The following is a 15086-nucleotide window of genomic DNA, read 5'->3' as shown; positions in this document are numbered from 1 at the left end:
ACCGGGCCGCACCTAGATGGCGACCTCAAGGCCCCGTCCCTCAGGGGCGCGGGGGGTTAACTGGGCAGGGTTGTTGCCTGGGTGATCGTGTTTGACAAGTCTTGGATCGCGCGGCTCTCCGTGGTGGCGGCCAGATGCGAGGCGCGGCGGCCCAGTTCGCCCAGCGGCAGTGCCCCCGGCAGCGCACTCCACCGACCGTCACCCGAGCGGAGCGCGTCCGCGAAGTACGCCGCGACCGCCGTCACCTGGAGCCCGCTTCGTGCGGTCGTCGTGGTCCACAGCGGACCGTCGAGCGCGTCCGCCTCCACCCAGCCCGTCTCCTCGTGCGGGACACGGGTGGAAGGGTCCAGCCACCGCACGGTCGCCGTCGCCACGTGCCCCCTCGCACCGGGCTTGACCCGCACCGCGTACAGCGCCGTCACCGTGTGCCCCGGACCCGTCTCGCCGCCGTCCACCCGGTCGTCGCGGAAGTCCTCGTCGGCGACCTGACGGTTGTCGTAGCCGATCAGACGGAATTGGTCCACGGTGACGGGGTCGAAGGACACCTGCGCCTTCGCGTCCCTCGCCGTCAGGTCGATGTTGCGCGGCAACTCGTCGCAGAAGACCGTGCGCGCCTCCTCCGCCCCGGACACGTACGTCGTGTGCCCGTCCCCCTTGTCCGCGAGGCGTTCCATCAGCGCGTCGCCGTAGTCGCTGCCCACGCCGACCCCGAAGAGCGTGATGCCGTGCTCGCGGCGGGCGTCCCCGATCCGGTCGAGGATGGCGTCGGCGTCGGTCTCGCCGGTGTTGGCGAGGGCGTCGGAGAGCAGTACGACCCGGTTGGTGGCGCCTTCCCGCAGCCCCTCGACGGCCGTACGGTAGCCGGTCGTGACGCCCGCGCCGAGGTTGGTCGAGTCGGTGGGTTCGAGGGTGTCGATCGCCTCGTGGACGCGGCCCCGGTGGTCGCCCAGGCGTGTCATCGGCAGCACGGTCCGCGCCTCGTCGCTGAAGCTGACCAGCGCGACCGCGTCGTCGTCGCGCAGCCGGTCCGTCATCACGTCGAGGGATTCCTTGGCCAGGTCCAGGCGGCCCGGTTCGGCCATCGAGCCGGAGACGTCGATGACGAAGGTCAGGGCTGCGGGCCGCCGTTCGCCGCTGTCCTCGGCCTCCCGGGTGGCCAGGCCGACCCGGAGGAAGCGCCAGTCCCGGCTCTCCTCTTCGATGCCGTCCTCGAACCCGTCCTCGGGGGCGGCCGTGCGCGCGCCGTCCATCGTGACCGTGAAGCCGTTGCCGTCGGGGCGCTCGTAGTTCTGGCGGAAGCTGTTGATGAATTCCTCGGGGCGGACCGTCGACGGATCGGGCCGCCGCCCCTCCCGCAGGGTTCGGCGCGCGTACCCGTACGACGCGGTGTCGACGTCCAGGGCGAACGTGGAGAGGTAGTCGGCCGGGGGCGCGCTCTCCCGGAGTTCGCCCTTGCCCTCGTCGTCCTCGTAGCCCTGATCGGTTCCCCCGCCCGTGGCCGGCGGGGCCGTCGGCTGGGCCGGGGCGGGGGCCGGGAACCCGTTGTCCTCCCGGGTCCTGCCACTGCCCCGGTCTTTCGAGTCGTCGCCGATGCCGCCGCCGCAGGCGGTGAGCAGGAGTCCGAGCGAGACGGTCGCCGCGACGAACACGCCACGCACGCGCCGCCCCCGCCGGCGCACGCGTACGCGCGGTCGCCGCGCGCCCGGCGGTCCTCCCCGCGTGTCCTGCCGCTCTGTCCGTTGCCGTTCGGTGCGCCTCATGTGTGTCCCCTCGGTGACCGCTGTGAGCCGACGTCTGTGACTGTGACGGCCGGGGCGGGCGGAAGGAGCGGCCCGAGGCGTTGCGGATGGATCTCGATGCGGCCACGGTGGACGCCGGTCGAGACCGGTGGGTGACCCTCCGGAGACCTGGGAGTCACCGGAGGGTCCGAGGGGCACCGGGAGGGGAGGACAGAAGCCGCTTTACGGGGCTTCTACGACACCACGTCCTTGCGGGCGAACCCGCGGAACGCCAGGGCGAACAGCACCAGCGCGTACGTGACCGAGACGGCCGTGCCCTGGATCATGCCGCCCCATTCGGGGGTGGGCTGCACCGCGTCGGCCCACGCGAACTGCCAGTGCGCGGGCAGGAAGTGGCGCCAGTCGCCGAGGGCGGTGACGGCGTCCAGTACGTTCCCGACGATCGTCAGGCCGACCGCGCCGCCCACCGCGCCCAGCGGGGCGTCGGTCTTCGTCGACAGCCAGAACGCGAGCCCGGCGGTGACCAGTTGGGACGCGAAGATGAACGCGATCACGATCACCAGGCGCTGGGCCGCGGTGCCCGCGGACAGGGAGCCCCCGGTGGGGATCTCCAGCGGACCCCAGCCGTACGCGACCGAGCCCACCAGCAGTGCGACGACCGGCAGCAGCACCATCGCGGCGAGGCTGAGGCCGAGCGCGACCACGAGCTTGGACCACAGGAGGCGGGCCCTGGGCACGGGCGCGGCGAGCAGATAGCGCAGGGAGGACCAGCTGGCCTCCGAGGCGACGGTGTCGCCGCAGAACAGCGCGACCGGGACGACCAGCAGGAAGCCCGCCGAGACGAAGAGGTTCGTCGCGGCGAAGTTGGCGCCCGACGCCGTGGCCGTGTCCATGAGGGTGACCCGGCCCTCGCGGCCCTCCGGCTGGCCGCCGATCGCGAAGGCCACGACCAGCACGAACGGCAGGGCGGCGAGGATCGCCCCCATGATCAGCGTGCGGCGGCGCTTCAGCTGGCGCATCAGCTCGACCCGCAGCGGCAGGGTCCGCCCGGCCCGGTAGCCGTCCGCCGTCTCGGCACGCTCGACAAGTGTGCTCACGCGGAGCCTCCGATCAGGGTCAGGAACGCGTCCTCCAGGCGGCGGTGGGGGCCGAGGGAGGCCACCGGCACTTCCAGCCGGACCAGCTCCACGAGGAGCCGGGCGGCTGCCGCGGAGTCGTCGACGGGTGTTCCGGAGACCTCAGTTCCGGAAACCGCCGTTCCCGGACTCGCCGCCCCGGAACCCACCGCCCCGGAACCCGCCACCTCGGAACCCGCCGCCCCGGAGTCCACCGTCACCGGGCCGCGCGCCGACAGCCGTATCAGCAGGCCGTCGTCCGTGCGGAGCGCCGAGTCGATGCCCGGGAGTGCCGCCACCTTCTCCACCAGCGGGTCCGGGATGTCGGCCGCGAGGCCGACGAGGAGGGTGTCGCCGGAGCCGATGATCTCGTGGACCGGGCCGGCCTGGACGAGCCGGCCGCGGTCCATGACGACCAGATGCGTGCAGGACTGCTCGACCTCGGCGAGGAGATGGCTGGACACGATGACCGTGCGCCCCGCGGCGGCGTAACGGATCATGACCTCGCGCATCTCGCGGATCTGGGGCGGGTCGAGGCCGTTCGTCGGTTCGTCGAGGATCAGCAGGTCGGGCAGGCCGAGCATGGCCTGGGCGATGGCGAGGCGCTGCCGCATGCCCTGGGAGTACGTGCGGACCGCGCGGGACAGCGCGTCCCCGAGGCCCGCGATCTCCAGCGCCTCCTCCAGGTGGGCGTCCTCGGGCGGACGTCCGGTGGCCTGCCAGTACAGGTCGAGGTTCTCGCGGCCGGACAGGTGCGGCAGGAAGCCCGCGCCCTCCACGAAGGCGCCGACCCGGGAGAGGACCGGTGAGCCCGGCCGGATCGCGTGCCCGAAGACCCGGATCTCGCCGGCGTCGGGCTTGATGAGGCCCATGAGCATGCGCAGGGTGGTGGTCTTGCCCGCGCCGTTCGGGCCGAGCAGACCGAGTACCTGGCCCTTCTCCACGCGGAACGACAGGTCCCGTACGGCATAGCGGTCCGACGACTTCGCGTACCGCTTGCCCAGGTCGGTGATCTGGAGGGGGACTTCGGCGAGCGCCGGGTCGGGCGGGGTCGCGGTGGTGCGGCGACGGCCCGTCAGCAGCAGGGCCAGCGCGGTCAGCGCGCCGGCGATCGGCAACCACCACACCCAGGCGGGCAGCCCCGCCGCCCCGGTCGTCAATCCGGGCGCGGTCGGCACGGCGAGGTCGCTCCGCACGGAGACGGTGTACGTGGCCGGGGCCGCCGGGGACGCGTAGCCGAGGTCGGTCGAGGCGAGGACCAGGCGCAGATGGTGACCCTTGCGCACCTCGTGGTCGATGGCGGGCAGGGTGAGGCGTACGTCCTTGCCGCTGTCGCCGGTCGCGACCCGGACCGGGGTGACCAGCTGGGACGGCAGGACCTGCTGCCGGCCGCCGGGGCCGACGTCGTACACCTTGGCGAAGAGGACGGCCTCGTCGGTCGTCGACTTCACGTTCACCGTCACGGTGGGCGAGCCGGTGATCCGCAGGTCCTTGGTCACGGCCTCGGAGTCGAAGCGCGCGAACTGGCCGGGGAAGTCGAGCGACACCCCGACGCCGAGCGAGGACAGCTGGGAGAGGCCGCCGGCGCCGCCGAGACCGGGGAGGGCCGAGATGCCGGGCGGGCTGGCGCCCGCGGGGTTGGAGAACTCCTGCTCGCGTCCGCTCAGCGCCACCTCGCGGTCGCCGCCGGTCAGGCCGGGGTAGGTGTCCGCGTCGGCGCCGCGCAACTGGGCGCCGCCGTCGGTCGAGTCGATGCCGCCGGTGCGGGTGACCCGGAACGCGGGGCCCGTGTCGGCGTTCTCGTCGTCCTTGAGGTAGCGGTCGAACCACGAGGTCACGCGGGCCTGGACGCGGTCCGTCTCCATGTCGCCGCCGTCGTGGCCGCCGGCGATCCAGTCGACGTCCACGGGGGCGCCGTTGGCCTTGATCGCCTTGGCGATCCTGTCGGCCTGGCCGAGCGGGAAGAGGGAGTCGGTCTGGCCCTGCATGATGAGCGTGGGGACCTTGATGCGGTCGCCGACGGCGGAGGGACTGCGCTCCTCAAGGAGCTTCATGGCCGCGGCGTCTGGCTTCCCGGACTCCGCGACACGCTCGTACATCTCGCAGAGCCGGGGCTCGAACTTGTCGCAGCCGCCGCCGGAGTTGATGAACATCCCGGCCCAGAGCTTCTTGAAGACGCCGTTCGGGAACAGGGCGTCCGAGAGGTTCCAGTACGTGATCGCGGGTGCGATGGCGTCCACCCGCTGGTCGTAACCGGCCGCGAGGAGGGAGACCGCGCCGCCGTACGAGGCTCCGGCGACGCCCACCCGGGGGTCGCCGGCCTTGTCGAGCTGGACCTCGGGGCGCTTCGCGAGCCAGTCGACGAGCTTGGAGACGTCGGCGACCTCGCCCTTCGGGTCGTTCAGGCCGATCTTGCCGGTGGACCTGCCGAAGCTGCGGGACGACCAGGTCAGGACCGCGTAGCCGTCTCGGGCGAGGTCCTCCGCCTGCTCGCGTACGTCCTCCTTGTCGCCGCCGAAGCCGTGGGTCAGCAGGACGGCGGGGCGGCGGTCGCCGGAACGAGCGGAGGTGGAGCCGGAGGTGAAGTACGACGTGTCGATCCTCACTCCGTCCGCCGTGGGGATGACGCGGTCGGCGCGGTGCACCGCGGGTGCGCCGTCGGAGGCGACCGCGGTCCATGTCCCGGCGCCGGCGAGCACGACGACGAGGGCCGCGGCGGTCAACCGGCGCGGCCCTCGCAACCACCGTCGTGGTGCTGCGGGCAATCGAAGATCCATGGTTCAACCGTACGGGGCCCTGCCGGGCGGGGGTGGGGTCGGTGGGGGGAGGTTGGCGGTATCCCGTAGGAGTACGAGGGCTGTCACATGTACCGCGCGTGCGGTATGCGGGGTGGCTCCGCCGGTGGTCCTGTGCGGGTCGGTAGGGGCTGGCCGCGCCGTTCCCCGCGCCCCTAGTGGGTGTCCGGGACCGTTACCAGCCAGCGGGTGGTTCGGCGGGGGCGTAGGTACAGGGCCCAGTAGAGGGTTGCCGTCGCCGTGATGCCGCCCGTCCAGGCCAGGTACGTCGGGTCCTGCATGGTGAGGACGTAGACGAGGACCGCTGTGAGGAGGATCGGGAGCGTCGGCCACAGCGGCATGCGCCAGGCCCGGGTGTGGGCGTGGGGGCCCCGGCGGGCCAGGAGCGCGGCCACCGCCACCAGGATGTACATGCTCGTGACGGAGACGCCCGTGATGCCGTACAGGGTGTCGAGGTTGACGAAGCACAGCGCCGCGCCGGGTACGCCCACCACGAGCGTCGCCACCCACGGGGAGCCGAAGCGGCCGAGCTTCGACAGGACGCCGTTGACCGGCTCGGGCCACGCCTTGTCGCGGGCGGAGGCGAACAGCACGCGGGAGTTCTGGATGACCATGACGATGCCCGCGTTGATGATGGCGAGCGCCACGCAGAGGCTGACGAACGTACCGACCGCCGAGTTCGACCACGCGGCGACCATGGCGCCGATGTCCCCGCCGGTGAGCGCGGCCAGGTCGGGGGCGCCCAGGGTGATCGCCGCCACCGGCACGAGGATGATCACCGTGGAGATGGCGAGGGTGGCCAGGACCGTACGGGCCACGTTGCGGCGCGGGTTCTCCAACTCCTCGGAGAGGTAGACGGCCGTCGAGAAGCCCTGGGTGACGAAGAGGGCGATCGCGAGCCCGGAGACCACCAGCATCACCGTCACGGTGTCCGGATGCCCGCCGGGGCCGGCCACCTCCATGGACACCAGGCTGCCCGCCCCGCGCTCGGCGTGGGCGAAGCCGAGGACGGCCACCACGGCCGCCGCGATGACCTCCAGGACCAGGAAGATCCCGGTGATCCAGGCGTTGGCCCGCAGGTCGAGCAGGCCCGCGAGGGTGGCGAGCGCCATCACGCCCGCGCCCGCCCAGGACGCGTCGAGGTGCACGAGGGGCGCGAGGTAGTCGGCCGTGCCCATCGCGATCACCGGCGGGACGATCATCACGACGAGGAGCGACAGGACGAAGACCAGCCAGCCCGCGAGCCGGCCGGCCATCGTCGACACCATGGCGTACTCGCCGCCCGCGCTGGGGATGAGGGTGCCCAGCTCCGAGTAGCAGAACGCCACGGCGATACAGAGCAGCGAGCCGATGGCGATCGTCAGGGCCGTCGCCGTGCCGAGGGATCCGAACAGGTCGGGGACGACCACGAAGAGCGTGGAGGCCGGTGTCACGCAGGAGATCGTGAGCAGGGTCCCGCCGACGACCCCGATGGATCGCTTGAGCGTACGGGGACCGGTGCCGGTTTCGCCGGGACCGCCGTCCGGTGCCCTGGGGACGGCGGCGGAGTCGACGGTGCGAAGCGTGTCAGTCATGGAGCGGTTCCGATCGACTCGTGCGGCGGGGGTGCGTGCTCCCGTGCCGCATCGAACCCTGCGGAATCCGAATCGTCAACGGTCCTCGACCTACGGAATCCGTAGATCGAGGGGGACTCAACTGCCGTTCTTGACAGGGGGGTGCAAGCAGCCTCAGCGATCGGCGCCCGTGCGGTAACCGCAGCACGGGCGCCGAAATTCACAGCCGATGTTCACCGGGGAAGGTGCCGGCGGAAGGTGTGCCGACGGAACGTGCCGGCGGGCTCAGTGGTTGCGCGGGAATCCGAGGTCCACGCCCGCCGGGCCCTCCGAGGGGTCCGGCCAGCGGGTCGTGACGACCTTGCCGCGGGTGTAGAAGTGCGTGCCGTCGTTGCCGTAGATGTGGTGGTCCCCGAAGAGGGAGTCCTTCCAGCCGCCGAAGGAGTGGTAGCCCACCGGCACCGGGATCGGCACGTTCACGCCGACCATGCCCGCCTCGATCTCCAGCTGGAAGCGGCGGGCCGCGCCGCCGTCCCGGGTGAAGATCGCGGTGCCGTTGCCGAAGGGGGAGCTGTTGATCAGCGCCACGCCCTCGTCGTACGTGTCCACGCGCAGCACGCACAGCACCGGGCCGAAGATCTCGTCCCGGTAGGCGTCCGAGTCGGTGGGGACCTTGTCGAGCAGCGAGAGCCCGATCCAGTGGCCGTCAGCGCATTCGGGGTGGTCCTCGACCGTGTACCCGGTGCCGTCGAGGACGACCTCGGAGCCCTGGGCGGCGGCGCCCGTCACGTACGAGGCGACCTTGTCGCGGTGGGCCGCGGTGATCAGCGGGCCCATCTCGGACGCCGGGTCGTTCCCGGGGCCGATCTTGATCTGCTCGGCGCGCTCGCGGATCTTCGCGACCAGTTCGTCGCCGATCGCACCGACCGCGACGACGGCCGAGATGGCCATGCAGCGCTCGCCCGCCGAGCCGTAGGCGGCGGAGACGGCCGCGTCGGCCGCCGCGTCCAGGTCGGCGTCCGGGAGGACCAGCATGTGGTTCTTGGCGCCGCCGAGGGCCTGGACGCGCTTGCCGTTGGCGGAGGCGGTGGTGTGGATGTACCGGGCGATGGGGGTGGAGCCGACGAAGGAGACCGCCTTGACGTCCGGGTGCTCCAGAAGGCGGTCGACGGCCACCTTGTCGCCGTGCACGACGTTCAGCACGCCGTCCGGAAGGCCCGCCTGCGCGAACAGCTCGGCGAGCCGGACGGCCGCCGACGGGTCCTTCTCGCTCGGCTTGAGCACGAAGGTGTTGCCGCACGCGATGGCGAGCGGGAACATCCACATCGGCACCATCGCCGGAAAGTTGAACGGCGTGATGCCCGCGACGACCCCGAGCGGCTGGCGGATCGACGCCACGTCGACCCGCGAGGCCACCTCGGTCGACAGCTCGCCCTTCAGCTGGACGGTGATCCCGCACGCCAGGTCGACGATCTCCAAGCCGCGCGCGACCTCGCCGAGCGCGTCCGAGTGGACCTTGCCGTGCTCGGCGGTGATCAGGGCGGCGATCTCGTCGCGGTGGGCGTCCAGGAGCGCGCGGAACGCGAAGAGGATCGCGGACCGCTTGGCCAGCGAGGAGGTGCCCCAGCTCGCGTAGGCGTCCTTAGCGGCGGCGACCGCGGCGTCCACCTCCTCGACGCTCGCGAAGGCGACCTTCGTGGTGACGGCGCCGGTCGCGGGGTCGGTGACCGGCCCGTACGTGCCCGACGCGCCCGCAGCGTTTTCGACGGGCTTGCCGCCGATCCAGTGGTTGACGATCTTCGTCATGCCCGAGAACTCCTTGTCATGCCCGAGAACTACGTCACAGATGGCGGCGCCGGGTGGAGGCCAGCCGTTCGTACAGCGCGCGTGCCTTGACCGCCGACGGTCGGGTCGCGGTCTCGGCCACAGGAACATCCCACCAGGCCTGCGCCGGGGGCGCGCCCGACACTGTGTCTGCCGTTTCGGTCTCCACGTAGACACATGTGGGAGTGTCGGCGGCCCGTGCCTCGGCGAGGGCGGTCCGCAGGTCGTCCACGGTCTTGGCGCGCAGCACCCGCATACCGAGGCTCGCCGCGTTGGCGGCCAGGTCGACGGGGAGCGGGCGCCCCGTGTACGTACCGTCCTCGGAGCGGTGGCGGTAGGCGGTGGCGAAGCGCTCGCCGCCGACCGTCTGGGAGAGGCCGCCGATGGACGCGTACCCGTGGTTCTGCAGGATGACCACCTTGATGGCGATGCCCTCCTGGACGGCGGTGACGATCTCGGTGGGCATCATCAGGTACGTGCCGTCGCCGACCAGGGCCCACACGGGCCGGTCCGGGGCCGCCATCCGGATGCCGATCGCGGCCGGGATCTCGTAGCCCATGCAGGAGTAGCCGTACTCGACGTGGTACTGGTCGCGGGACCGGGCGCGCCAGAGTTTGTGCAGGTCGCCGGGGAGGGAGCCGGCCGCGTTGACGATGATGTCGTCGCCGGTGACCAGGTCGTCGAGCGCGCCGAGGACCTGCGGCTGGGTGGGCCGCGCGTAGGGGTCCTCCGCCTCGTAGGCCGCGTCGACGCGGTGCTCCCAGCGCTCCTTGTCGTCGGTGTACTCGGTGACGTAGGCGGGCCCGGCGCGGTGGCCGTGCGGGGCGAGGGCCGCGGTGAGGGCCTCCAGGGCGGTGCGCGCGTCGGCGACCAGCGGCTGCCCGGACATCTTGTGGCCGTCGAAGGCGGCGATGTTGATGTTCAGGAAGCGCACGTCCGGGGCGGCGAAGAGGGTGCCGGAGGCGGTGGTGAAGTCGGTGTAGCGGGTGCCGACGCCGATGACCAGGTCGGCGGTGCGGGCGAGTTCGCAGGCGGTCGCGGTGCCCGTGTGCCCGATGCCGCCGACGTCCGCCGGGTGGTCCCAGGCGAGCGAGCCCTTGCCGGCCTGTGTGGAGGCGACCGGGATCCCGGTGAGGTCGGCGAACCGGCGCAGCGCGTCCTCGGCCTCGCTGTGGTGGACCCCGCCGCCCGCGACGACCAGGGGCCGCCTGGCCGTCCGTATCGTCCGGACGGCGACGGCCAGTTGCGCGGGGTCGGCGACCGGACGGCGTACGGTCCACACGCGTTCGGCGAAGAACTCGTCGGGCCAGTCGAAGGCCTCCGCCTGGACGTCCTGCGGGAGCGCGAGGGTGACGGCGCCGGTGTCGAGCGGGTCGGCGAGCACGCGCATCGCCTGGAGAGCGGCCGGGATCAGCGCCTCGGGGCGGCCGATCCGGTCGAAGTACTTCGACACCGGGCGCAGACAGTCGTTGACCGACACATCGCCCGCGTACGGGACTTCGAGCTGCTGGAGGACCGGGTCGGCGGGGCGGGTCGCGAAGACGTCACCGGGCAGCAGGAGCACCGGGAGGCGGTTGATCGTGGCGAGGGCGGCGCCCGTGACGAGGTTCGTGGCGCCGGGGCCGACGGACGTGGTGACGGCCTGTGCGGAGAGGCGGTTCGACTGACGCGCGTAGCCCACCGCCGCGTGCACCATGGCTTGTTCGTTGCGGCCCTGGTGGTACGGCATGCCGTCGCCGTACTCCACGAGCGCCTGGCCGAGGCCGGCGACGTTGCCGTGGCCGAGGATGCCCCAGGTGGAGTCGATCAGGCGGCGCCGCACGCCGTCGCGCTCGGTGTACTGGACGGTGAGGAACCGCACCAGTGCCTGTGCGACCGTCAGCCTTGTCGTCGTTGACCTCGGCTCTGTCATCGGTAGCCCTCTGTGCTCTCTACGTGTCACGGGTGGAATCACGGATGGAAGCTGATCCGCCACGTCATACGTCTGAACGGGCCCTACGTCTCTACGGCCCGCCCGCCAATCCGAAGCGCGTACAGGGCAGTCGGGAACCTCCGGCGCGGAGCCGTAGCGGGCGGGGAGTCGTCGCTCGCACTTCGCTCCTGCCAGGGCGAAGCGGACTTCCGCGCCGGAGGCGATCTGTGCCCGGGCATCACGGGGGCGTGACCGGAGCCGGCGGCTCCGGCGAACACGCGCTCCCCGCCCAGGTGTTCAAACACTTTGCCCTCTTTATTCCCCTCTGTGCGCACCGTACAACCACCACCCGGTGGAAGCACGGCACTCCCGCTCACCGGGGCACCGCCCCGGCCGCGAGGGCTTCCTCGACCTCGGGGAGGGTCGGCATGGCGGAGGAGCACTCCAGCCGGGAGGCCACGAGGGCGCCCGCGGCGTTGGCGTGGCGCATGACGCGCTCCAGGTCCCAGCCGGCCAGCAGGCCGTGGCAGAGGGCGCCGCCGAAGGCGTCACCGGCGCCGAGGCCGTTGAGGACCGTGACCGGCAGCGGGGGCACCTCCTCGAAGTCGCCGTCGCGGTGCACGGCCAGGACGCCCTTGGGGCCCTGTTTGACCACGGCCAGTTCGACGCCCGCGTCGAGGAGGGCGCGGGCCGCCGCGTGCGGTTCGCGCAGGCCCGTGGCGACCTCCACCTCGTCGAGGTTGCCGACGGCGACCGTGGTGTGGCGCAGGGCCTCGGTGTAGAAGGGGCGGGCCGCGGCCGGGTCGGTCCAGAACATCGGCCGCCAGTCCAGGTCGAAGACCGTCGGGCCCGACCTCGCGCGGTGGGCCAGCGCCGCGAGCGTCGCCGTGCGGCTGGGCTCCTCGCTCAGGCCCGTGCCCGTGACCCAGAAGATCCGGGCGTCCCGGATGGCGTCCAGGTCCAGTTCGTGGGCGTCGATCTCCAGGTCGGGCGCCTTCGGCTGCCGGTAGAAGTACAGCGGGAAGTCGTCCGGCGGGAACACCTCGCAGAAGGTGACCGGCGTGGGCAGTCCGCGCACCGGCGTCACCCAGCGGTCGTCGACGCCGAAGTCGCGCAGCGCCTCGTGCAGATACGTGCCGAAGGGATCGTCCCCGGTCCGCGACACCACGGCCGTACGCCGGCCGAGCCGGGCCGCGGCGACCGCCACGTTGGTGGCCGAGCCGCCGAGGAACTTCCCGAAGGACGTCACCTGCGGGAGGGGCACGCCGGTCTGCAGCGGGTAGAGGTCCACGCCGATGCGCCCCATGGTGATGAGGTCGTACGCACTGGACTCCGCTGACTCGACCATCGAGTTCCCTCCGCATCGGTGGACCCCAGGTCTAGCGGCGCCGATAGAGCCCTGTCAATTGGTTGTCCGGACATTCGGACCATGTCTTGACGCGGACCGGGCGGATCGGGGACGGGGTGGAGGCGGCTGCGCGGTCGGGTGCGGGTGCGTGGGGGCTGGTCGCGCAGTTCCCCGCGCCCCCTGGCGGTCAGGCCTCGGCGGATTGAATCGCTGGTGTGCGGATCGGGGCGGATCGCAAGCGGGGTAGGGGCGGCTGCGGGGTCGGGTGCGGGTGCGTGGGGGCCGGTCGCGCAGTTCCCCGCGCCCCTTGGCGGTCCGGCCTCGGCGGGTTGAATCGCTGGTGCGGATCGGGGGCGGCTGCGCGGTCGGGACGGGGGCGGGTGCGGGTGCGTGGGGGCTGGTCGCGCAGTTCCCCGCGCCCCTTGGCAGTCAGGTCCCGGCGGATTAAATCGTCGGTGTCTTGACGTAGATCATCCGGGCTTTTCATGCTGGCGGCATGCGAGTTGACCGATGACCAGCCATGAGAACCGACCGCCCGTCGGACGCCGTGCCCTGCTGGCCGGGGCCGCCGCCGGCCTGGGCGCGGCGGCGGCCCTGCCCGCGCAGCCCGCGTCGGCCGCGTCCGTGCCGGAGTCCGCGTCCGTGTCGGGGCGGCGGCATCCGGCGAACTGGCCCGATCCCGCCCCCTACGGCCTCGCCGACACCCGCCCGGACCTCTGGCCGAGGGACGACAACTCCTTCGTGCTGCCGCTGGAGCTGCGGCCGCGCGACGAGGAGCGCGGGGTGGTCTGGATGCGCGACACGTACGTCAACTGCTTCGTCGTCGACGGCCGCCCCCTCTACGTCGCCACCGGCACCACCCGGGTGCCCGGACTCGACACGGCAGGGCCGTGGAACGACGGCATCTTCGTGTGGACCGCGCGCTCCCTCCAGGGCCCCTGGAGACTGGCGGACACGACCGGGGTGCGGCCCGGCGCGGAGAAGGGCAAGGTGTGGTCGCCCGAGTTCGTCGGCGAGAACCGGCCCGGCCGCACGGTCGTCGCCCCCTGGCAGGAGTACTGGTACGACGAACAGTTCGGCAAGCGCGGTCAGGCCTGGGCGCCCGAGCTGCACCGCTTCGGCGGCAAGTGGTACCTCGTCGCGTGCATGGGCGACCACTCCAAGAAGGTCGGCTCGTTCATGCTCGTCAGCGAGGGCGGCGTCGAGGGCCCGTACCGGCTGGTCGAGGGGAACCTCGACAAACCCTTCGGGGACTCGTTCATCGGCGGCCCCGCCTTCATCGAGCCCGGCGCCTACCACCACATCGACGGCAGCCTCTACTCCGAGGGCGACGAGGCCTGGCTGGTGCTGCACAACAACCTGTACGCCAGATTCCGGGACGACATGGAGGACATCGTCCCCACGACCGACCTCCCGGCGTTCCGGCAGTCGCCCTACTCGCCCGAGCCGTACCTCGAAGGCGCGTACGTGTTCAAGTACGGCGGCAAGTACTTCCTGCTCCACGCCGCGTGGGACCGGACCTCGGTCAACGCCGACGGCACCACCCGCCAGGCCTACGACACCCCCGCGACCGGCCGGGTCCAGTACCAGTACGACGCCGTCGTCGCCGTCTCCGACACCTTCGAGGGGCCGTACTCGCAGCGCTGGACCGCCGGTGTCGGCGCCGGCCACAACAACTTCTTCGAGGACCACCGCGGGCAGTTGTGGGCGACCTTCTTCAACAACCCCAACTTCGGTTACTGGTCCAACGCCTCGCGTCTCGCCGAGGCCGCCGTGCCCGGTGTCGTACGGGTGGAGTGGACCGGCCCCAAGGGCAACCGACTGTACGTCCGGCGCCGCGACTGAGGCCCCCGGCCGGGGGCGCCCGTTCCCGTTGTTGCCCCGGCTTCTACGCGGCGACGACGGCGACCCCGGTCCTGCCCCCGTCCACGTCCACCACGGTTCCGTGCACGAAGGACGCCTCGTCGCTCGCCAGCCAGAGCACGGCGGACGCGATGGCGCCGGGCGTGCCGACGCCGCCGGCCGGGGTGCCCTTCATCATGATCTCGCCCGGTCCGGGCTCGGCGCCCGCCGGGGCCGGGGGCAGGATCACGCCCGGCGACACGGCGTTGACCCGTACGCCGAGCGGGGCGAACTCCGCGGACCAGGCCCGCGTGAGCGTCTCCATGGCTCCCTTGGTGGAGCTGTACAGCGCCCCGCGGGGGACGCCGAGACGCGCGATCCACGAGCCGAGGTTGACGATCACCCCGCCACCGGCGTCCGCCATGGCCGGGACGACGGCGGCGGTGAGGAAGAACGGCGCCTTCACGTTCACGCCGTAGATCTGGTCGAACGTCTTCTCGTCGGTGTCGGCGGTACCGGGTGACGGATAGATCCCGGCGTTGTTGACCAGGATGTCGATCCGCCCGCCCAGGGTCTCCCGGGCCCGCTCGGCCAGGTCCCGGGAGGCCTCCTCGCTCCCGTCGAGGTCCGCCGCCAGGAAGTCGGCCCGGCCGCCCGCCGCGCGGATCCCTTCGACCACCCGCGCTCCCCGCCGCGCGTCGCGCCCGGACACGACGACGTGGGCCCCCTCGGCGGCGAACGCCTCGGCGATCGCCTGTCCGATGTTGCTGGTCGAGCCCGTGACCAGCGCGGTCCTGTTCCGCAGCCGCTCGCTCATGAAGTGGTCTCCCTTGTCTCCGTCGAGTCCGCCGGGGCGCTCCCCCGGCGTGTTCCGCGTCGTGCGCGGCCCACTGTGCGCCGCGAAAAATGGACCGGCAAGTCCAGAACGGGGGTACCGTCGGTGGGGCCGGCCGGACGG

Annotated in this window: 9 protein-coding genes; 1 reads left to right on the top strand and 8 read right to left on the bottom strand. The window is 72.2% G+C overall.

Annotation, left to right across the window (positions count from 1 at the left end; translation table 11 throughout):
- Positions 1-56: 56 nt before the first annotated feature.
- From J8N05_RS11880 to iolC, 7 genes are all read right to left on the bottom strand, one after another.
- Complete coding sequence (locus J8N05_RS11880) at positions 57-1649, bottom strand: vWA domain-containing protein (protein ID WP_247706705.1); 1593 nt, start codon at positions 1647-1649, stop codon at positions 57-59.
- 323 nt (positions 1650-1972) lie between these two features.
- On the bottom strand, positions 1973-2836 hold the full coding sequence (locus tag J8N05_RS11875) for an ABC transporter permease (RefSeq protein WP_210882463.1): 864 nt from the start codon (positions 2834-2836) through the stop codon (positions 1973-1975).
- Entirely contained in the window at positions 2833-5631 is a 2799-nt protein-coding gene (locus J8N05_RS11870; protein ID WP_210882462.1) for an alpha/beta fold hydrolase, read from the bottom strand. The genes J8N05_RS11875 and J8N05_RS11870 overlap by 4 nt, the downstream gene beginning before the upstream one ends.
- A gap of 173 nt (positions 5632-5804) precedes the next feature.
- A complete protein-coding gene (locus J8N05_RS11865) occupies positions 5805-7223 on the bottom strand; it encodes an APC family permease (RefSeq protein WP_210882461.1) in 1419 nt (472 codons plus the stop codon).
- A 264-nt stretch (positions 7224-7487) separates the two neighbouring features.
- Positions 7488-9008: a CoA-acylating methylmalonate-semialdehyde dehydrogenase gene (mmsA, locus tag J8N05_RS11860; protein WP_210882460.1), complete on the bottom strand. Its 1521-nt coding sequence runs from the start codon at positions 9006-9008 to the stop codon at positions 7488-7490.
- 34 nt (positions 9009-9042) lie between these two features.
- On the bottom strand, positions 9043-10938 hold the full coding sequence (gene iolD, locus J8N05_RS11855) for a 3D-(3,5/4)-trihydroxycyclohexane-1,2-dione acylhydrolase (decyclizing) (RefSeq protein ID WP_210882458.1): 1896 nt from the start codon (positions 10936-10938) through the stop codon (positions 9043-9045).
- Between the two features lie 373 nt (positions 10939-11311).
- Entirely contained in the window at positions 11312-12286 is a 975-nt protein-coding gene (gene iolC, locus J8N05_RS11850; protein ID WP_210882456.1) for a 5-dehydro-2-deoxygluconokinase, read from the bottom strand.
- A 510-nt stretch (positions 12287-12796) separates the two neighbouring features.
- Between iolC and J8N05_RS11845 the strand changes: the two genes are divergently transcribed.
- Complete coding sequence (locus J8N05_RS11845; protein ID WP_210882454.1) at positions 12797-14131, top strand: family 43 glycosylhydrolase; 1335 nt, start codon at positions 12797-12799, stop codon at positions 14129-14131.
- 43 nt (positions 14132-14174) lie between these two features.
- Here the strand turns inward: J8N05_RS11845 and J8N05_RS11840 are convergent, their stop codons facing one another.
- Positions 14175-14945, bottom strand: a complete 771-nt coding sequence (locus J8N05_RS11840) for an SDR family NAD(P)-dependent oxidoreductase (protein WP_210882452.1) — start codon at positions 14943-14945, stop codon at positions 14175-14177.
- Positions 14946-15086 lie beyond the last annotated feature (141 nt).

The organism is Streptomyces liliiviolaceus (assembly GCF_018070025.1).
GTDB lineage: Bacteria > Actinomycetota > Actinomycetes > Streptomycetales > Streptomycetaceae > Streptomyces > Streptomyces liliiviolaceus.
The sequence above is the reverse complement of the archived record's forward strand: the minus strand, read 5'-3'. Positions and strand labels throughout refer to the sequence as shown.